This window comes from Zymomonas mobilis subsp. mobilis ATCC 10988, from assembly GCF_000175255.2.
In the GTDB taxonomy this organism is placed as follows: Bacteria; Pseudomonadota; Alphaproteobacteria; order Sphingomonadales; family Sphingomonadaceae; genus Zymomonas; species Zymomonas mobilis.
The window spans coordinates 790765-809362 of the sequence record NC_017262.1; the positions used below are offsets into that span (position 1 = coordinate 790765).

At 48.0% G+C, this 18598-nt stretch carries 19 protein-coding genes; 7 read left to right on the forward strand and 12 right to left on the reverse strand.

The window, feature by feature from the left end:
• Positions 1–14: 14 nt before the first annotated feature.
• Complete coding sequence (locus tag ZMOB_RS03460) at positions 15–1142, forward strand: glycerophosphodiester phosphodiesterase (RefSeq protein ID WP_014500646.1); 1128 nt, start codon at positions 15–17, stop codon at positions 1140–1142.
• A 177-nt stretch (positions 1143–1319) separates the two neighbouring features.
• On the opposite strand, the gene pal is transcribed toward ZMOB_RS03460, so the two are convergent.
• From pal to ruvB, 7 genes are all read right to left on the reverse strand, one after another.
• A complete protein-coding gene (gene pal, locus ZMOB_RS03465) occupies positions 1320–1850 on the reverse strand; it encodes a peptidoglycan-associated lipoprotein Pal (protein WP_011240124.1) in 531 nt (176 codons plus the stop codon).
• A 126-nt stretch (positions 1851–1976) separates the two neighbouring features.
• Positions 1977–3353, reverse strand: coding sequence for a Tol-Pal system beta propeller repeat protein TolB (tolB, locus tag ZMOB_RS03470; protein WP_011240123.1), 1377 nt, complete (start codon positions 3351–3353; stop codon positions 1977–1979).
• 53 nt (positions 3354–3406) lie between these two features.
• On the reverse strand, positions 3407–4486 hold the full coding sequence (locus ZMOB_RS03475) for a hypothetical protein (RefSeq protein WP_014500647.1): 1080 nt from the start codon (positions 4484–4486) through the stop codon (positions 3407–3409).
• A gap of 9 nt (positions 4487–4495) precedes the next feature.
• On the reverse strand, positions 4496–5023 hold the full coding sequence (locus ZMOB_RS03480; protein WP_014500648.1) for an ExbD/TolR family protein: 528 nt from the start codon (positions 5021–5023) through the stop codon (positions 4496–4498).
• Positions 5023–5733, reverse strand: coding sequence for a MotA/TolQ/ExbB proton channel family protein (locus ZMOB_RS03485; RefSeq protein ID WP_011240120.1), 711 nt, complete (start codon positions 5731–5733; stop codon positions 5023–5025). Before ZMOB_RS03485 ends, ZMOB_RS03480 begins: the two co-directional genes overlap by 1 nt.
• A gap of 7 nt (positions 5734–5740) precedes the next feature.
• Positions 5741–6241 (reverse strand): YbgC/FadM family acyl-CoA thioesterase, encoded by a 501-nt coding sequence (locus ZMOB_RS03490; RefSeq protein WP_011240119.1) that lies wholly within the window; start codon positions 6239–6241, stop codon positions 5741–5743.
• 179 nt (positions 6242–6420) lie between these two features.
• Positions 6421–7464 (reverse strand): Holliday junction branch migration DNA helicase RuvB, encoded by a 1044-nt coding sequence (gene ruvB, locus ZMOB_RS03495; RefSeq protein WP_011240118.1) that lies wholly within the window; start codon positions 7462–7464, stop codon positions 6421–6423.
• A gap of 145 nt (positions 7465–7609) precedes the next feature.
• Between ruvB and ZMOB_RS03500 the strand changes: the two genes are divergently transcribed.
• Complete coding sequence (locus tag ZMOB_RS03500; RefSeq protein WP_014500649.1) at positions 7610–8539, forward strand: 2-hydroxyacid dehydrogenase; 930 nt, start codon at positions 7610–7612, stop codon at positions 8537–8539.
• A 268-nt stretch (positions 8540–8807) separates the two neighbouring features.
• Positions 8808–9110: a hypothetical protein gene (locus ZMOB_RS03505; RefSeq protein ID WP_224452981.1), complete on the forward strand. Its 303-nt coding sequence runs from the start codon at positions 8808–8810 to the stop codon at positions 9108–9110.
• Between the two features lie 59 nt (positions 9111–9169).
• Here the strand turns inward: ZMOB_RS03505 and ruvA are convergent, their stop codons facing one another.
• The 4 genes from ruvA to ZMOB_RS03525 form a co-directional block, all read right to left on the reverse strand.
• A complete protein-coding gene (gene ruvA / locus ZMOB_RS03510) occupies positions 9170–9811 on the reverse strand; it encodes a Holliday junction branch migration protein RuvA (protein ID WP_014500650.1) in 642 nt (213 codons plus the stop codon).
• A 41-nt stretch (positions 9812–9852) separates the two neighbouring features.
• Positions 9853–10356, reverse strand: coding sequence for a crossover junction endodeoxyribonuclease RuvC (ruvC, locus tag ZMOB_RS03515; protein ID WP_041573432.1), 504 nt, complete (start codon positions 10354–10356; stop codon positions 9853–9855).
• Positions 10357–10390: 34 nt separating this feature from the next.
• Complete coding sequence (locus ZMOB_RS03520) at positions 10391–11140, reverse strand: YebC/PmpR family DNA-binding transcriptional regulator (RefSeq protein WP_014500652.1); 750 nt, start codon at positions 11138–11140, stop codon at positions 10391–10393.
• Positions 11141–11594: 454 nt separating this feature from the next.
• The gene (locus tag ZMOB_RS03525) at positions 11595–11834 is read right to left on the reverse strand and encodes a DUF2312 domain-containing protein (RefSeq protein WP_012817470.1); all 240 of its coding nucleotides are present in this window, start codon (positions 11832–11834) and stop codon (positions 11595–11597) included.
• A gap of 319 nt (positions 11835–12153) precedes the next feature.
• Here ZMOB_RS03525 and pyk point away from each other — a divergent pair, with 319 nt between their 5' ends.
• The 4 genes from pyk to ZMOB_RS03545 all read left to right on the forward strand — a co-directional run bounded on the left by pyk (position 12154) and on the right by ZMOB_RS03545 (position 16239).
• A complete protein-coding gene (pyk, locus tag ZMOB_RS03530; protein WP_014500653.1) occupies positions 12154–13581 on the forward strand; it encodes a pyruvate kinase in 1428 nt (475 codons plus the stop codon).
• A 265-nt stretch (positions 13582–13846) separates the two neighbouring features.
• Positions 13847–14473: a GNAT family N-acetyltransferase gene (locus ZMOB_RS03535; RefSeq protein ID WP_014500654.1), complete on the forward strand. Its 627-nt coding sequence runs from the start codon at positions 13847–13849 to the stop codon at positions 14471–14473.
• Positions 14474–14552: 79 nt separating this feature from the next.
• Positions 14553–15248 carry a tRNA (guanine(46)-N(7))-methyltransferase TrmB gene (trmB, locus tag ZMOB_RS03540; RefSeq protein ID WP_011240110.1) on the forward strand — a complete coding sequence of 232 codons (696 nt, stop codon included), beginning with the start codon at positions 14553–14555 and terminating at the stop codon, positions 15246–15248.
• A gap of 184 nt (positions 15249–15432) precedes the next feature.
• Complete coding sequence (locus tag ZMOB_RS03545; RefSeq protein WP_014500655.1) at positions 15433–16239, forward strand: DUF2141 domain-containing protein; 807 nt, start codon at positions 15433–15435, stop codon at positions 16237–16239.
• Between the two features lie 667 nt (positions 16240–16906).
• Here ZMOB_RS03545 and ZMOB_RS03550 read toward each other — a convergent pair.
• Positions 16907–18580, reverse strand: a complete 1674-nt coding sequence (locus ZMOB_RS03550) for a M20/M25/M40 family metallo-hydrolase (RefSeq protein WP_014500656.1) — start codon at positions 18578–18580, stop codon at positions 16907–16909.
• Between the last annotated feature and the right edge of the window lie 18 nt (positions 18581–18598).

Sequence of the window (18598 nt, forward strand, 5' to 3'; positions counted from 1 at the left end):
TCGAGGCTTTTACTATGACCCGCTTCAATCGCCGCCATTTTCTACAAACTACAGGCGCTCTTCTTGGCAGCAGTAGCCTCTTAAAAGGAACAGACCTTTTTGCAGCTCCCAGCTTGGCTTTTCCGACCCGTCCTCTAATTTTTGCGCATCGCGGAGCCTCTGCCCTACGGCCAGAACATACATTAGCCGCCTATGGCAAAGCTATTATCGATGGTGCCGATTATATAGAACCGGATCTGGTGCCAACTAAAGACGGTAAACTTATTGCCCGTCACGAAAGCAATATCACCGATACCACTGACGTCGCCCAGCATCCCGAATTTGCCAATCGGCGACGAGTGATGACTATTGACGGCAAAGAACAGGAAGGCTGGTTTACAAGTGATTTCACACTTGCCGAAATCAAACAGCTTCGTGCCTGCGAACGGCTCTCCAAAATCAGACCGTTTAACAGTCGCTATAATGGCTGGTTTGAAATTCCCTCTTTAGAAGAAGTCATCGACTTTGTCGCTGCGACTTCGACCGCCTATGGAAAAAATATTGGCCTTATTCCTGAAATTAAGCATCCAACCCATTTCAGGAAAATAGGACTTCCCTCTGAAGATAAGCTGGTAGAAATACTCGATCACCACCCATACACTCGTCAGACAGCTGTCGAAATCCAGTCATTTGAACCAACAGCCCTCCGTTATCTCCATCAAAAGATAGGGCAAAATCATCCCAACTGGAAACTCATGTTTTTACTTGGCGATCCTGACGTGCCACCAGCCGATATTCTGGCATCGGGTGGCAAAACAACCTATAGAAATCTGATAACTAAAGAGGGTTTGCGGGACATACGCCGCTATGCTGATGCCATTGGGCCCGCTAATGAATATCTCATTCCAAAAGACAATACGGGGCAATGGCTACAACCGACCAGCCTTATACAAGACGCGCATGAAGCCGGACTGTTAGTGCATAGCTATACTTGTCGACCGGAAAATATCTTTTTGCCTCGGCAATTACGCAATCAAGAAGGCGACAGCAGCCGTAACATCCAAGGCTCAATTGCTGAAATCAGACGCTATTTAAGCATGGGGTTAGATGGTTTTTTCACGGATGACCCCGCTATCGGTCGTCTAGCCATTACAGAACTGTAACGCCATTTTACGGACAACATTTATTGCCGATAAGGCGAATCCATTGGTGACCTAAATCCCAAGACAAAAAAACAAATTTCTATCGTCAAAACCCGCCGACACAAAAAAAGAAGGCCACCTTTATCCAAGGTGGCCTTCTTCTTACTTACGCATCAATTTTTAAGGCAAAGTAACCGATCAATTCGGCGTAACCGTCACAGCACGACGATTCTGTGCCCAAGATTCTTCATCCGATCCCATCGCCAATGGCCGCTCTTTACCATAGCTGATGACATTGATTGAATTAGCAACACCGGCTTTGGCCAAATAGTCACGAACGGCATCAGCGCGTTTTTCACCCAAGGCGATATTATATTCACGGGTGCCGCGTTCGTCACAGTGACCTTCAATCGTGACGCGGGTGCTGGGGTATTTTTTGAACCACTGGATTTCGCGATCCAAAATAGCCTTGGCTTCACTGTCAAGATCATGGCTATTCAAAGCAAAATGCACCATGTCGGTGCCGACCTGACGCAAGAAATCAGCGTGAGAGCCGGGAACCACAGTATCGCGAACCGCACCGACATCAGCATTACCGTTTGAAGTCGGGGCTGGTGCTTTGGTTGTCGGTGCCGGTGGCAAACTTGCCGTTTTAGGCTGGTGATCGGAGCAGGCAGTCAGGGCTACGAGACCAGCAAACAGACTTATTGTTAATTTACTTTTAGTCATTATTAACCTCATCGGCAAAAAATGTCTGCCATCCTGTGAAAAAAGCAATAATATCGAAAGTAATAATCACCGAATCACTTGAACAACTCGGATATTATCTTACAATTTATCGAAATAATAAAGAAATTACGGCAATAACGGCCCCCAAGATGGATCAGAACCATCTAAAGGCGTTGGAATATGCCGTTCATTAACCCCCGTCAGATCAACCGACCATAACTCCGTATGACCAGAATTACGGGCTGTTCTAAAGAAGGCAATGACTCGTCCATTCGGCGACCAGCTAGGCCCTTCATCCTGCCAACCATTGGTCAGAATTTGTTCACCCGAACCATCCGTTTTCATCACACCGACATGAAATCCGCCGCCCAATTTTGTAAAGGCGATCAGATCACCGCGCGGACTCCAAACTGGGGTTGCGTAACGTCCACTACCAAAACTAATGCGGTTCTGATTGGATCCATCAGCATTCATAATATAAATCTGCTGACTACCTGACCGATCACTTTCAAAGACGATTTTAGAGCCATCGGGTGAGAAACTCGGTGCCGTGTCGATACCGGGCGAAGTGGTCAGACGGGTTGCCTGCCCACCGGAAACCGGAACCTTGTAAATATCGGTATTGCCCGCAACAGACATAGAGAAAACAATCGTTTTCCCATCTGGCGAAAAACGCGGGGCAAAGGTCGTATTCGGCTTATTCACCACCAAACGCACATGGCCAGAACCTAAAGTATAGACATAAATGCGCGGAGAATTACCAACATAAGAAAGATAAGTAACAGTCTGCTGGTTCGGCGCAAAACGCGGGGTCAGAACCATCGACTGGCCATTCGTCAAGAAACGGTGATTGGCACCATCCTGATCCATGATCGCCAGACGCTTCAGGCGATGATTTTTTGGGCCCGTTTCAGAAATATAAACGATGCGGCTGTCAAAATAGGGGCCTTCACCTGTCAAACGGGTATAAACTGCATCAGCACATTTATGTGCGGCTCGCCGCCAGTCGGCTGGTTTCACGACAAAGCCCTTATGCAACATTTCCTGCGAAGCGAAAACGTCATATAAATAACAGCCTACCGTCAGAGTGCCATCGCCATTGGCCTGAACGAAACCCTGAACCAAGGCCTGCGCGCCACTCGATAACCAATAGCTATATTGCGGAGCGGTTACTTCAGGAAAAGATACATTATGCAAGGAGGCTTGCTGCGATGGCGTAAAAAGGCCACTGGATTTCAGGTCATTGGAAATAACCGAAGCGACCTGCCGACCTAATACCGCCGTCGTTCCCGCCAAGGTTTCAACCGAACTCGGAGTCGGCATTACCGGCACCGCAATCGGCATAGGCTGGGAAATACCGCCCGTAATATCGACTCGCAAGATGCGGCGATTATCGCCCTGATTGGCTGCTTGACCACTAGCCGCAGGATTTTGCGCGAACAAAGCCGTGCTGCTTACCGCCATCAAAGCCGTTAAGGCCCATTTTCTGATTACGCTGCTCATTCAACAATCCTTCATTTCGAAGCCCATCACAGGCGACGTTATTTCTTATAATCTCAATGCATCTGCGCCGGAATGAAGCCAATATCAATTTCATCCCACCCACCTTTATACAGTTCGGCAGGCAGATGCAGCGGAGCACAACGCAAAACAGCACGACGGCTTATTTCAGCCATTTGACGGGCATAAGAACGATTGTCCGAGGTCAATCCGGTTTGCTCGATCATTTCAGGCACACCATTTACCGAACCATCAGGGTTAAAACGCAACCGCAAAACGGTAATAATCCGCATTGCATCCGTGCCGCCTAATGCCCCAAGATCATAGCAAGGTTGAACCTGACGTTTGATCGCGGCACCCAAACCATTCAAGGCAGGGCCCGAGATTGAAGACCCTTGCGGTTTCGAAGAAGTCCCCGTCCCCCCAAGAATACCCTTCAAAAAATCATTACCCAAACGGGAACCACTATTACGACTATTGTCGCTTTTACTTTTCCCGCTATCGGATGCGTTACTCTTTTCTTTTCCTTTATTACTCCCAGTGTTGCTGCCTGCCTTATGATCAGAAACATTAACCTGAGATTTAGAAAAAGACTCCATCAAATTCTTGACGTCATTATGCGGCTTGCTTGGCGTTTTACTTTCCGCTTTTGGTTGTGTTTTTTCAGCTGCCGTTACTTTTGCTTTTTGAGCTGGGGCTACTGCCGCTTCTCTAGGCTGGGGTTCTGGCTTTGCCACAGGCACAGGCTTCGGCGTTTCAACCGGCTTGGCTTTGGGTTGCGGTTCCGGCTTCGCCACAGGCTTGTTTTCTACCTTTGCTTCGGCTTTCGCCGAATTCTGGGTTTGAGCCTTAGGCTGGCTATCCGCTTCCTTTGGAGTCTCTTTTTTCGGCGCGGGGGCAGCCTCTTTTTCTTCCCCTATCTTCGGCGCAGTCGTCGCCCTTGCCGCTTCAGAAGAGGCTTCAGGGGAAGAAGAATGGATCCCGACTCCATGGGCAAAGGTCACTTCTATCGTATCAACGGGCTGACTTTGTCGCTTATCTTGCAAGGAAAAACGGATCAAAAAAAACAGCAGAAGCAGAACATGACCGGCCACCGCGATAAAAAAGCCGCGCCTCATCGCTGATCGGGAGGTCATCACAATGACTTACCTTCCTTCATCATTCGGGGATTCTTTGCTTGTCGCAGAATGTCCCGAAGAACCGGTTGTTACCAAAGCCACTTTTTTCAAACCGGCATGATCCAATTCGCCCATTACCTGCATCACTCGACCATAATTTAAAACCCGATCGGCTTTCAGATAAATCGGCTGCTCACTAACCACGGCAGGGGCATCAGGATCACCCTCACCCGATACCTGCTCATGCTTTGCCAAATTCGCTTCATGGATAGCCTGCAAACGGGCAGGCAATTCAGCCATATCAACAACATCGTCATCAATATGAATACTGCCATCCGCTTCAATAGTAATGGTGACCGGCTTTTCCTTGGATTCCAAAGCCTTGGCACGGCTATCCGGCAAATTGACGGCCACCCCTGTCACCATCAAAGGCGCTGTCACCATAAAGATAATCAACAGAACCAACATCACATCAACCAAAGGTGTGACGTTGATTTCTGCCATTAAAGGCCGTCTTTTGGCACCGCGCCTTTTTCTTGCCGAAACTGCGCTCATCAGTGGCGAGCGTCCATGGCGCGGCTTAAGGTGATATAGATGCGGTCAGAAAAACGGGTCAGGCGCGATTCAAAACGCCCAATGGTATGCGACATCCGGTTATAGGCAATGCTCGCCGGAATAGCTGCGAACAGCCCCAATGCCGTCGAGAAAAGCGCTTCAGCAATACCGGGGCCCACAATCGCCATGGCGGTATTTCCGCCTGCGGCAATCTGGCTAAAACTATGCATAATGCCCCAAACCGTCCCGAACAAACCCACAAAGGGAGAGACAGATCCAATCGTTGCCAGACTACTCAACGGGGAAGACATATCCTCAACCGCTGCTGCAACAGCATCCTCAAGGGATAAAGAAAGGCGATCACGCTCGCCTTCATGGTCAATGACTTTTCCAGCCGATTTGGCGGTCTGCATCCCAGCCAGAAAGATACGGGCAGAAGGATCATTGCTACCGAAATAGCGATCATAAAAGCGCTCCAGCTCCCCCATTGATTCGGCTTTGCTATAGGCTTTTTCAAAATTACGGCTTGCCCGATTAGCAGCAGAGGAACGGAAAAACTGCCCGAAAATAAGCGCCCAACTGCCTATACTGGCGCAAAGCAACAATATCATGACCAAACGGCCAACCATATCGGCATGAAGAAATAACGTCACCGGCGATAGAACAGAACTCGCCAAATCGGCATTGCCGGACATTTCCAAAGAAGGCATCTTTTAATTACTTCCTTTCAACCCGATCCAATGCGGGAGAGCACAGCGCTTCAAATAAAGACCGCCAATCTGTCGGTATTCGACAAGGCCGCCCATCGACAGATAAAAAGGCAACTTCGCTTTCTATTTCTGTTAAAAGCTCTGCACCCCGAAAAATTTTTTGCTGTAGCTGAAGTGTTGCCGCCCGCAAGCGGATAATTTCAGTTTGTATATCCAATCGGTCATCCAGCCATGCAGGCTGACAGTAACGGATTTTCTGTTGGTGAATGACAAACATGCCAATACCGTCCTGATAGGCTTGACGCTGATTGACACCCAAAATCTTCACCAGATCGGAACGCGCCCGCTCGGTAAAACGTAAATAATTGGCGTGATAGACTCGCCCCGAAAGGTCAGTGTCTTCATAATAGATATTGACGGGAAAATGATGGACGCGCCCCTTCAAAAGGCCATCTGCAACCGGATGAACAGGCGTATCTTCCGATATTGTCTTTTCCTCTGTCACCATCACAGCCGCCTTTTTGAACAGACCAAGCTCAAGAATTTCTTCAGCTATCTAACGAAAAAATCAAAATACGCTCTAAGCCGTCATTATAATATAAATATCTATTCTTTTTTAATCCGTTTAATGAATGGCCTCTTGTAAAAGAAAAGTAACCTTAACCAGCGATGAAATCTTATATATCTTTATAATAATCCGGGCTGATTTTTTATTTCAGAATGCTTTCCTTCTGCTTCTCTAGGGTCAGTTAAGCCCAAATGTCGCCAAGCCAGACCATTTAACTGACGACCGCGCGCCGTGCGCGCCACCAATCCTAACTGGATCAAATAAGGTTCGATTACCTCTTCAACTGTATCCCGAGGCTCGGATAGACCAGCGGCCAAGGTATCCAGTCCAACAGGCCCGCCTTTATAAATATCGGCAATCATCATCAGATAACGGCGATCCATCAGATCAAGCCCCAATTTATCAACTTCCAGACGATTCAAGGCCTCATCTGCAATAAAGCGGTCAACTATTTTAGAGCCAGCAACATCGGCAAAATCACGCACACGACGCAGCAAACGTCCGGCGATACGAGGTGTTCCACGCGATCTTTTGGCAATTTCCTCGGCACCTTCCGGCGCGATTTCCATACCCAACAAACGGGCAGCGCGCGTAATGACCTGCCGCAATTCTTCAATGCTATAGAATTGCAAACGCACCGGAATCCCGAAACGATCACGCAAAGGCGTGCTTAACAAACCTTGACGGGTCGTTGCCCCTACAAGGGTAAAATGAGGTAAATCAATTCGGACAGAACGAGCAGAAGGCCCCTCACCTATCATCAAATCCAAAGCGCGATCTTCCATCGCGGGATAAAGAACTTCTTCGACGACCGGCTGAAGACGATGGATTTCGTCAATGAACAACACATCGCCATCTTCAAGATTGGTCAAAAGCGCGGCCAAATCGCCGGATTTCACAATAACTGGGCCCGAAGTCGCTCGAAAGCCAACGCCCATTTCGCGGGCAATAATCTGGGCTAAGGTTGTTTTCCCCAATCCTGGCGGGCCAAAGAAAAGCACATGATCGAGCGATTCCTGCCGTTTTTTTGCCGCCTCGATAAAGACGCGGATATTTTCTCTTGCCGCCTGTTGCCCGATAAATTCATCCAGCGAGCGAGGGCGCAAGGCCTGATCGGGGTCAGCATTTTCGGCTTCGGGATTTAATAAGCTATTGCGCGTCATAAAAAGAAAAAGACCATGAAAAGGAGAGAAAATAAAGTTCTTTTAAAAGCTGCCTCGTTTTTTCGCGACAGGAATCACAAGGCAGTTGATTGCAGATAGATCAGAAAAATGCTTATCCTTCATAAGGCGATCAGGAGATTACGCAATGACGGATAAACCCGCGATTCTATTACGCACCCCGCTTTTTTACGGGGCAAGAGACAAGCTCGATTCTCTCTTTACGGTTTACGATTACGGCACAAAAATAACCGCCGAGATAGCCTCTCAAATCAAGGCCGTCATCGGCGATGGTCAAGCCCGTTTCGGGGCAGATGATATGGATCAATTTCCGAACCTCCAGATCATTGCCCAATATGCCGTTGGTTTTGATGGCATTGACTTACAGGCCGCCAAAAAACGGAATATCAGGGTTTCTAACACTCCGGGTGTTTTGACCGAAGATGTCGCTGATATGGCTGTCGGGTTATTCCTTACCTTAAAAAGGGACATCATCCGAAATGACAAGCTGGTTCGTGACGGCGGCTGGATTAAAAAAGAAGAAATCCCGTTGTCCCACAGTGCCAGCAATCTTGATGTCGGGGTCTTTGGTTTAGGACGAATTGGCCAAGCTATCGCCGAAAGACTGGCACCCATGTCCAAATCTGTCAGCTATTGCAGCCGTCATCCCAAGGAAGTCTCTTGGAATTATTACAACAATATCCTTGATCTTGCGAAAGCCGTTGACGTGCTGGTGTTGGCAGCCCCAGGCACAGCCGAGACCAAAGGCCTCGTCAATAAAGAGGTTCTGGAAGCCTTGGGTCAAAAAGCTGTTCTTATCAATATTGCCCGTGGCAGCATTGTTGATGAAGATGCCTTGATAGAGGCGCTTGAAAAAGGCGTCATCGCAGGTGCCGGATTGGATGTTTTTGCTAATGAACCCAATGTGCCAGCGGCCTTACAGCAATCTCAGAAAGTCGTTTTACAGCCCCATTTAGGCAGCGCCACTGTCGAGACACGGACAACAATGGCGCATTTGGTGATCGACAATCTTCAGGCCTTTTTTGCTGGAAAACCGCTTCTTACGCCGGTGGTCTGATTTCATCACAAAATAAAGAATACAGGGCAGGCCAGACAAAAAAACAAGGATGGCCTGCCCTTCTTTTTCAATTTTCAAAAATATTTTATAGTTATTTCACGTCTATGGATAAAAACAGTTGAAATATATCCATTTTGCGCATCTTCTCTTTTTACCCCATATCGAATAGAGCTTTAATTCTCTTGTGAGAGGATCTTGAGAAGAAAAAATGCGCTATATTGTCAGAAAAAGAAAAGTACAAAGATCAATACAGCCCGTGGATAGCTATATGACAGAAACTCCGACCGATGATGCGGAAGGCAATGACAGCTTGACGCCGCAAATCCTGAAAGCTCAAAAACAGGTTGAAGAAGCCAAGCAGCGCTATAAATCTCTGCTAGCGCGTCAGGCCGCCGCCAAAAAGAAACATGCGGAAGCGCGCCGGAAAATCTTGGGTGATTTACTGATTAAAGCCGCAGAAAAAGACGAACGCTATAATCGGGTTATCAAGGTTTTGATGGATAGCCATCCCCAAGTCAAAACAAACAAAGCCTTTGTTGACTGGGAAGTCCCGCATCCCGACCATTCATAAACCACAAGAGCAGTCCGCTATCCCCGCTCTCTATTGCGGGGATTCGGCACAGATTAAATTTAATGCTTGGAAGATAACCGTAAAGCCAGACGTACAAGACTATCTAATGTTGCTTGATCGCCTAATTCTTCCGAAGCCAATTGAACAACGCGTTGCGCTTCAGCCGGTTTAAACCCTAAATTCAAAAGCGCAGACACCGCATCTGCCACGAAATTACCCGCATGATGGGCAGAGGCTGCTGGCTGGGAAATATCTTCAACCGCCAAATGATCGCCTTTGGCAGAAGAAAACAAAGCAATAGCCGCCGGTTTCTCTTTCAATTCATTGATAATACGCTGGGCAATTTTGGGGCCTATCCCATTGGCGCGACAAATCATGGTCTTGTCGCCACTGGAAATCGCTACAGAAATCGCATCGCAGGTCAACGCCGTTAAAATAGCCAGAGCTGCTTTGCCTCCCACGCCTTGCACCGACGTTAAAAGCCTGAACCAATCCCGTTCCAAATAAGAAGCAAAACCAAAAAGGGTAATCGAATCTTCCCGAATTTGGGTTTCGATATGGACGGTAATTTCACCTTCAATTTCGGAGAAATAATCTAAAGCGCGTCCTGATAATTGGACGAGATAGCCGACGCCATTAACGTCAATGATCGCAGAATCAGAATTTTTTTCTACCAGAAAACCAACCAATCGCGCGATCATCAATATCTCTTTCTATTCCGGCATTTCATTACAGCCGCCCATTATGAAGCCCTTACGCGACGGGCATAACCACGGGCAGAGGCGTGATGATGGGCATGCGTAATAGCCACCGCCAAGGCATCTGCCGCATCAGGGCCCGCTAACTTCACTCCGGGTAACAAACGGGACACCATTGCTTGCACCTGTTTCTTGTCAGCGCTTCCGGTGCCAACAACGGCCTTTTTAACCACATTCGGGTGATATTCCCCGACGGATAGCCCAGCTTCTGCAAGGCTAAACAGGGCAATACCGCGCGCCTGCCCCAATTTCAGGGTTGATTGCGCATTGCTATTGCCCAAAACCTCTTCAACCGCCGCCATTTCCGGCTGGTGGCTGGCAATGACGGCGGCTAAGGCATCATGCAATAACGCTAGCCGCCGTGCCAAAGCCATGGAAGGACCGGTGCGGATTTGTCCATTGGCAATATGACTAAGACGATTACCCTCAACTGTAATCGCTCCCCAGCCGGTTGTTCCCAAACCGGGGTCAAGTCCCAGAAAAATCATCGGCACCGATCACATCCCTTTTCAGACAGAAAGATTATTCCTGTCCCAGACTTTCCATAACTTCATCATCGATGTCGTAATTGGCCCAAACAGTCTGGACGTCGTCATCGTCTTCCAAGGTTTCAATCAAGCGCAGCAAGGTTCCGGCACTTTCCTCATCAACATTGATCAGGGTCTGCGGACGCCATGCCAATTTCACGCCTTCCGGTTCACCCAGAATAGCTTCCAGCTTTCCGGCGACTTCATGAAGATCAGCCTGAGCGGTCCAGATTTCATGCTCATCTTCAGAAGATGTGACATCTTCAGCACCGGCTTCCAAAGCAGCTTCAAAAATTTTGTCGGGATCACCGGCTTCGGCTTTATAGGTAATTAACCCCATACGGTCGAAACCATGGGTCACAGAACCACTGGTGCCGAGATTACCGCCATTTTTGGAAAGCGCTGTTCTGACATTGGTGGCCGTGCGATTACGGTTGTCAGTCAGGGTTTCGATAATCAAAGAAACGCCACTCGGGCCAAAGCCTTCATACCGCAATTCTTCGTAATTATCGCCGTCGCCACCGATAGCCTTCGCAATAGCGCGTTCGATATTATCTTTCGGCATACCACCGGAACGGGCAGCGGAAACCGCTGCACGCAAGCGCGGATTCGCGTTCGGATCAGGTAAGCCGGACTTGGCGGCTACCGTGACTTCACGGGATAATTTAGAAAAAAGGGCGGAACGCTTTTTATCCTGCGCTCCTTTGCGATACATAATATTTTTAAATTTTGAATGGCCTGCCATGGTTCCATCTGTCTATACAAGATAACATGAATATCCCCGCATTCGGGGAATAGGGATACTGGCTTTACATCCGACCTAATCAAAAAATTAGACGAAATAAAGCGGGACATGGGTCAGACCACGCCTGATCCAGCCTTAACGTTAAAGACAATGTCCCGAGCTGACTGACAAATCGACAGTCAGAAGATTCCGGTCTCCGTTTTCAAGTCACAGCACTCTTCTTTTTCAGGCCAAAGCCTAAAAACATACCAAGAAGGAAGAAAACCGTAACTTTACGAGCGGGGTAAATAGCAAAATATCATTTCTATGGGAAGAACAGCCTATCAATAGCGGATATTGCCTCTTCAACAGGCCGAATGACACCGGATCAAAGCCTGATAGCCTGCCGATAAAAATAAAAATTTTATCCAGCAAAGCGTCAAGCAAATCCGCTTTTCAAGGCAGGAAAGAAAGCCTAGTTCAAGCCCAAAGCGTTACGATAGGTTTCCAGCAAAGCATCCATTTCGTCGCGAGCGTCTTTTTCCATTTTCCGCAAGCGGATAACCGAACGCATGGTTTTGGCATCGAAACCTTGAGACTTGGCTTCTAAATAGACATCACGGATATCATCCGCCATCCCTTTTTTTTCTTCTTCGAGTCGTTCAATCCGTTCGATAAACAGACGAAGTTGATCAGCCGCAATATTTTCTGACATAGTAAAATTCGGTCCCCATTGAAAAATAACTAAATATATAATTTTTGCCTGTTTTCCAAAGGAAAAGGCATTCCACTATAAGTTTAACCTATCAAGGCTGTATGAAAAAACTCACGATACAGCAATCTTCTGCCAAGATACGGGAAAGAGACTGTTTTTTTTATTGAAAATGCAGAAAAATATGATCTCTTTGCGAAGAGACGCTTCCCTTTTCCTTCCATTTGTAACAAATTGACAAACGAAGTTGTGCTTGATCATCTGATGATAGAAGCGCAAATGGCATATGTAATTAAATCAGCAAAGCGGAAGGAATAGAAGCTTGACTGAAGGACTTTTCCCACGCGGCCGCAAGGTACGTGTTGTTTCTACGCTGGGTCCTGCCAGCTCGACGGCAGAACAGATTCGTGATCGTTTCTTGGCTGGTGCGGATGTATTCCGTATCAACATGAGCCATGGTACCCATGACGAAAAGAAGGTCATCGTTGACAACATTCGTGCGCTTGAAAAAGAATTCAACCGCCCGACCACGATCCTTTTCGATCTTCAGGGTCCGAAGCTCCGCGTTGGTGACTTCAAAGAAGGCAAGGTTCAGTTGAAAGAAGGCCAGACCTTCACTTTCGATCAGGACCCAACTCTCGGTGACGAAACCCGCGTCAACCTGCCGCATCCTGAAATCTTCAAGGCTTTAGACAAAGGTCATCGCCTGCTTTTGGATGATGGTAAGATCGTTGTTCGTTGCGTCGAATCTTCCCCGACCAAAATCGTTACCCGCGTCGAAGTTCCGGGTCCGCTTTCCGACCATAAAGGTTTCAACGTTCCTGACGTTGTGATTCCGCTGGCCGCTCTGACCCCGAAAGATCGCAAAGATCTCGACTTTGCTCTTAAGGAAAAAGCTGACTGGGTTGCTCTTAGCTTTGTGCAGCGCGTCGAAGACGTCATCGAAGCCAAAGAACTCATCAAAGGTCGCGCACCGCTTCTCGTTAAACTCGAAAAGCCAGCTGCCATTGAAAACCTCGAATCCATCTTGGCTGCAACCGATGCTGTCATGGTTGCTCGTGGTGACCTCGGTGTTGAATGCTTGCCGGAATCCGTTCCCCCGACGCAGAAGCGTATCGTTGAACGCTCCCGCCAGCTGGGTAAGCCGGTTGTTGTTGCAACCGCTATGCTCGAATCCATGATCAAAGCTCCGGCTCCGACCCGCGCTGAAGTAAGTGACGTTGCAAACGCCATTTACGAAGGTGCTGATGGTATCATGCTTTCTGCAGAATCCGCCGCCGGTGATTGGCCGCATGAAGCTGTCAACATGATGCATCGTATTGCTTCTTATGTTGAAAATGCTCCGGGTTACATCGAACGCGTTCGCTTCACCCCGACTCCGGCAGAACCGACGACGGTTGACGCTCTGGCTGAAAACGCCAGCAAAACCGCTGAAACGGTTGGCGCAAAAGCGATCATCGTCTTCACCGAAACCGGTAAGACCGCACAGCGCGTTTCCCGCGCCCGTCCGGTTGCTCCGATCCTGTCTCTGACCCCGGATGCCGAAGTTGCTCGTCGTCTTGGTTTGGTCTGGGGCGCACAGCCGGTTCAGGTTTCCACGGTTAAGACCCTCGACGAAGCCAAGAAGCTGGCTGCTGAAACCGCTAAAAAATACGGTTTCGCCAAAGCCGGTGACAAGCTGGTTGTTGTTGCAGGTGAACCTTTCGGTAAAGCTGGAACCACCAACATTGTTGATGTTATCGAAGCCTAATTCGCTTTATAACAACACAGAAAAAAGGCCGGGGGGACATTTCTCTCCGGCTTTTTTTTAAGCTCAAGAATAGCCCGATATCTGCTTTTCCCCAAGATAGTCACCCTTGCTAGTCACAAAGAAAGACTGTCATCTCGTTTTCTCATTCGGGACAGACTTTCTATCGCAAAATCAACGCGGCTGTCTTTTCCAGCTATCCGGCTATTGATGACCTTATTCCCGCTGCGTGCCGCTCAATATTGTGGTCAAGAATGTGGATAATGAAATGTCTTCTTCAGCCCCCTCGCCCCTAGCCAAAATCGAAAATTTCACGCTTCAAGATGGCGTTCCCCCTGATAATATCCCTTCCGCCCTTCAACTTTTCTGGCAAGCCTTTGAAAGAAAATTGAAGATACCCTTAGGCCCACCCGAAAAAGGCCAAGAATTTCTTCGTCACAGCATGGGCGATCGATCCATCGTCAGCGCGATCCGCAAGGATGGCAAACTACTCGGTGTCGCGACCTATAAAAGCTATCGCCCCAATTCGCTTACTCAAGATTTGAAACATCTTTTTGCGACTTACGGGAAAGCCAGCGGCCTATTCCGTGGATTATTATTAAGTCAACTAGACCAACAACCTGCCGCGGATGAAATGATGGTAGAAAGCATCTGCGTTGATGAAAAAGCGCGCAGCCATGGCATTGGCCATGCACTTCTTGGCTATATCAAGGAACAGGCGACCCGACAGGGTATGAAAAGGGTTATCCTCGATGTCATTACCAAAAATGAAAGGGCGCATCGCCTTTATAGCCGCCTAGGCTATCGCGATATCAGACATCATTCTGTTGGTCTCTTGTCACCCATTTTCGGTTTTAAAGAGTCTATCCGCATGGGTCTAAGCCTAACTCAGTAGCGATTCCTCCCGAAAAGAAGGCTTTTCAAGAGGAACGCTTTGTCTTTCTTCTTTTTAAAAAATCCGATACGGCGATCTTATGACTGAAAGCTCTATTCACGATCCCCTCACCATTCGTCGCCTCTATGGCAGACAACAAGGCCACAGCCTGCGCCCGAAACAGGCAGAATTAGTGGAAACGCTGCTGCCCCAGCTTGAAATCACAACGGAACAAGCTGTCTCCGCAACGGATCTTTTCGGCGATGATCGCCCATTGGAATTTGAAATCGGCTTTGGGAAAGGCGAACATCTTGCCGGACAGGCTATGATGCGCCCCGATCACGGTTTTATCGGATGTGAACCTTTCCTCGATGGCGTTGTCGGCTTGCTGACTCATATCGACAATAACCAGATAAAAAATATTCGCCTCCATCGGGGCGATGCCTTGGATATTCTCGAACAGCTTCCCGACGGCTGCCTCGATCGCGCTTATCTGCTTCATCCCGACCCTTGGCCAAAAGCCCGTCACGCCAAAAGACGTTTCATGAATCACGGGCCTATCGGCCTTATCGCCCGCAAGATGAAAAAAGGCGGAGAATTTCGCTTTGGCACCGATCATCCGATTTATTGCCACTGGGCGATGATGATTATGGGGCAACGGCCTGACTTTGAATGGCTGGCACAAACACCGCGTGATTTTTTGCAGCGTCCCGAAGATTGGCCACAGACTCGTTATGAAAAGAAAGCCCGCGAAAAAGGCCATGAAGTATGGTATTTCCGTTATCGGAGAGTATGACAAACTAATTCCAGAAGAAATTCTTCAAGCTATTGAGTAAAAAGAAGACGCTTTTGAAAGAAGGGCATAACAGCTTGTTTAAGCTCGATGTTCTTTCCCTTGTCATCTTTGTATAAATATGCTTGTCACTACAGTATAAAAACAAAATATTGCTTTCTAAGAAGCGGTAAGAGAGGAAAAATACGTGTTGGAATTCTTGGCCTTGCTGGCTGCCCAGCCTGTTGTGGATGGCAGGATCAGCACACAACAGAAAGTATCGGCGGCAACCCCTATTCTTTCTTCTTCCGCTTCTACAATATCCGGTGATAACCGCCCGAAACCAATTCTGGATTCCGATAATCCGGATTCTTCTTCTTTTGGCACAGCCACGCCCTCGGCATCAAAAGCAACGGCATCAACCCCAAACAGCAGCGGCAGCACATCCAGCCATAAACAACATATGGCCGAGGTTGATTCTACCAAGGGTATCGTCTCTTTCATGGCTGACGATCAAGGCATCATTGCCAATTCTCCTTCAGAAGAAGATGTCATGTGCCGCCCCAATGAAAAAGGCCCTGCTTTGGTCGTGCAGGCGGTAGGGCTGAAAGATCGGAAGGGCTTGCTGCGTATCGACCTTTATCCACCGAATGAAGATGATTTCATGGCTGATGAAGAAACATTATCGGCTCAAAATAAAATATTCCGGCGGCAGGAAATGATTATCCCGAAAAGTGGCGCAATCAAAATCTGCATTCGGGTGCCGAAACCGGGCGTTTATGCCGTTATTCTGACCCATGACCGCGATGCCAATCATCGGGTAACGGTCTCGGAAGATGGTGTCGGTATTCCGATCAATCCGCCCCATCTGATGCATGAACCACGGGTGCAAGAATCCTTGGTAACGATTGGTAGTGGCGTGACCACTATTCCGGTGCGCTTCAATTACCGCCGTGGATTGCTCTCTTTTGCCCCTCTCCGGCGGAAAGATACCATTGATTACCAAGGTCTCTAATCACTCGGAATCTAATTTCTAAGATGATTTTTGCAAAACATTAAATTCTTCTTTTCTAAAGATGGCCTGATGATATCTATCAGGCCATCTTTTAACCAAACAGCAATCAGGGAAGATAATCTTCCTTAGCCACAGCTCTGTTGTTTAAAATTTTAACCTCTGCCGAAGATCGCAAAAACGCATTGATCAGCAACAGGCGCCACAGACCGGCAGCAACGATCTTGCATTATCAAACCGCACCACAGCCCTAAATAGTCCAAAAGATACCCCGCCATGACAATAGGACAGGTATCATCCTTTTTGGGGATGATTGATTTGTGTAGGCTTTTATCTTTGTTTTAAGAGCTAATTTTATAGATCTTTTGATATGCTTAGAGAGCAAGCCCAAGCTGTAAAAAGATATAACTAAAATCACGACTGGGACCGGATTATACCGCCTAGGAACGCATTGTTTTTCTCTCAAACCGCCAGCTGCGTAAAAAAACGTTACCTAAGGCCTAGCTTCCATCAATAACACCGACCGCCCTCAATCAACAGAAAACGAACTTTAAAACATGTCTGATAGAAGGCGCGCTTTTAAAGGCCTACAAAAAATAATTTCTAACCCAAAAAGCAGAGGTGGCTATCTCATTGAAGCCAATAACCACCCCTCGATGCGAATGCGTTTTTATTCTTTAGTGACAGTTTTGGTTTTAAATTCTGAATTGGGCAGCCATTCCGGCTTTTGATCTGAAAAAGCCAAATGATGCCCCATCAGGTAAATCAGCTTCACATCCTCAGCCGCGCCCTCAAAATCATCATTTTCAGTCCAACGGTCACAGGTCTGATGATAGCATTTCATATACCCAGATAGCCATTTTTCTCCAGCCGCCATGCCGCCCTCTCGAAGGTCATAGGCACCGGCCATCCCCATCATCAACAGAACTGGCACGCCTTTTCTAGCAAAGGGCAAATGATCAGCACGGAAAAATAAACCACGTTCCGGTAACAATTCGGCTTTTACAACCCGATTTTCTTCTTTCGCCGCAGCCGCCAAGTCATTTTCAAGGCTGTTTTGTCCGGCACCAATCAATAACACATCCTTTGAACGGCCAGCGGTTTGCAAAACATCAACCGTAAAATTGGCAACGGTTTTATCTAACGGGAATAAAGGATGCTCGGCATAATAGCTGGAACCTAAAATACCGCGTTCTTCAGCCGTCCATGATGCAAAAACCAATGTCCGATCAGGTTGATGCTCGGCCTTAAAGACGCGTGCCAATTCCAAAACCGCCGCGACACCAACACCATCATCAATAGCACCAGAACGAATAGTGCGCCCTTGGCTATCGGGCGCTCCAATGCCATAGGCATCCCAATGCGCCCCAAACATAATAGTTTCGTCAGGTCGCTTAGCGCCTTTAATCTGGCCAAGAACGTTATAGCTGGTGATATTTTGATAGCTTACCGGCAGGCTAGCTGAAAAAACGCTGCCTTTTAACGATACAGGCTGGAATGATTTTTGCCGTGCCTGTTTTTTCAGGCTATCCAAATCAAAACCGGATTTTGCAAAAATATCCTGCGCCGCCGCTTGGGATAGCCATCCCTGCAAGGCTACGGGCTTATCTTTGTCTCCCCGAATAATATCATAGCCCTCACCCGCAGGAGCGATAACCGTATCCCATCCATAACCAGCCCCTTGACTGTCATGAATAATCAAAGCGCCAACAGCCCCTCTTCTGGCAGCTTCTTCAAATTTATAGGTCCAACGGCCATAATAGGTCATAGAACGACCACCAAATTTTTCAAAAGCATCGTCACCAGATACTGCCGAAAAATCGGGATCATTGATTAAGAAGACAGCAATTTTGCCTTTCAGATCAACGCCTTTAAAATCATCCCACCCCCGTTCGGGGGCAGAAACACCATAACCGACAAAAACCAGCGGCACTTTATTCAGGGCAATTCTGTTTACAGGCCGTAAGCTGGCAAGATAAATATCTTTATCCGACTGTAACGGCCTTTTCCCTTGCTGGGTGGTTATCTCCAACCGATCTGCTTTGCCCAGTCGGGTGTGAACCAAGGGGACAGCTTGCGTCCACCCACCTTTATCTCCGGCAGGCTCCAACCCCAAAGACTGATATTGCTTGATTAACCAGGCAACTGTCTTTTTCTCGCCCTGACTTCCCGGCGCACGGCCTTCAAAATAGTCAGAGGCAATAACCTTCACGGTATCCGATAGACGGCTGGCCTCAATCGGCCATGACGCTTGCCCCAAAATCGGTGGCGGGACAGCCGCCGCCGGAACAACAGCGGCCATCGCCAAAAGGCCAATTATTGTCTTTTTCATCTTCCCCCCCATTCAAAAATCACGCTCTAA

What these genes read in the sequence shown, in the direction of transcription:
- ZMOB_RS03460 (WP_014500646.1), top strand. Translation starts at nt 15, where the DNA reads ATGACCCGCTTCAATCGCCGCCATTTTCTACAAACTACAGGCGCTCTT.
- pal (WP_011240124.1), bottom strand. Translation starts at nt 1,850, where the DNA reads ATGACTAAAAGTAAATTAACAATAAGTCTGTTTGCTGGTCTCGTAGCC.
- tolB (WP_011240123.1), bottom strand. Translation starts at nt 3,353, where the DNA reads ATGAGCAGCGTAATCAGAAAATGGGCCTTAACGGCTTTGATGGCGGTA.
- ZMOB_RS03475 (WP_014500647.1), bottom strand. Translation starts at nt 4,486, where the DNA reads ATGACCTCCCGATCAGCGATGAGGCGCGGCTTTTTTATCGCGGTGGCC.
- ZMOB_RS03480 (WP_014500648.1), bottom strand. Translation starts at nt 5,023, where the DNA reads ATGAGCGCAGTTTCGGCAAGAAAAAGGCGCGGTGCCAAAAGACGGCCT.
- ZMOB_RS03485 (WP_011240120.1), bottom strand. Translation starts at nt 5,733, where the DNA reads ATGCCTTCTTTGGAAATGTCCGGCAATGCCGATTTGGCGAGTTCTGTT.
- ZMOB_RS03490 (WP_011240119.1), bottom strand. Translation starts at nt 6,241, where the DNA reads ATGGTGACAGAGGAAAAGACAATATCGGAAGATACGCCTGTTCATCCG.
- ruvB (WP_011240118.1), bottom strand. Translation starts at nt 7,464, where the DNA reads ATGACGCGCAATAGCTTATTAAATCCCGAAGCCGAAAATGCTGACCCC.
- ZMOB_RS03500 (WP_014500649.1), top strand. Translation starts at nt 7,610, where the DNA reads ATGACGGATAAACCCGCGATTCTATTACGCACCCCGCTTTTTTACGGG.
- ZMOB_RS03505 (WP_224452981.1), top strand. Translation starts at nt 8,808, where the DNA reads ATGACAGAAACTCCGACCGATGATGCGGAAGGCAATGACAGCTTGACG.
- ruvA (WP_014500650.1), bottom strand. Translation starts at nt 9,811, where the DNA reads ATGATCGCGCGATTGGTTGGTTTTCTGGTAGAAAAAAATTCTGATTCT.
- ruvC (WP_041573432.1), bottom strand. Translation starts at nt 10,356, where the DNA reads ATGATTTTTCTGGGACTTGACCCCGGTTTGGGAACAACCGGCTGGGGA.
- ZMOB_RS03520 (WP_014500652.1), bottom strand. Translation starts at nt 11,140, where the DNA reads ATGGCAGGCCATTCAAAATTTAAAAATATTATGTATCGCAAAGGAGCG.
- ZMOB_RS03525 (WP_012817470.1), bottom strand. Translation starts at nt 11,834, where the DNA reads ATGTCAGAAAATATTGCGGCTGATCAACTTCGTCTGTTTATCGAACGG.
- ZMOB_RS03535 (WP_014500654.1), top strand. Translation starts at nt 13,847, where the DNA reads ATGTCTTCTTCAGCCCCCTCGCCCCTAGCCAAAATCGAAAATTTCACG.
- trmB (WP_011240110.1), top strand. Translation starts at nt 14,553, where the DNA reads ATGACTGAAAGCTCTATTCACGATCCCCTCACCATTCGTCGCCTCTAT.
- ZMOB_RS03550 (WP_014500656.1), bottom strand. Translation starts at nt 18,580, where the DNA reads ATGGGGGGGAAGATGAAAAAGACAATAATTGGCCTTTTGGCGATGGCC.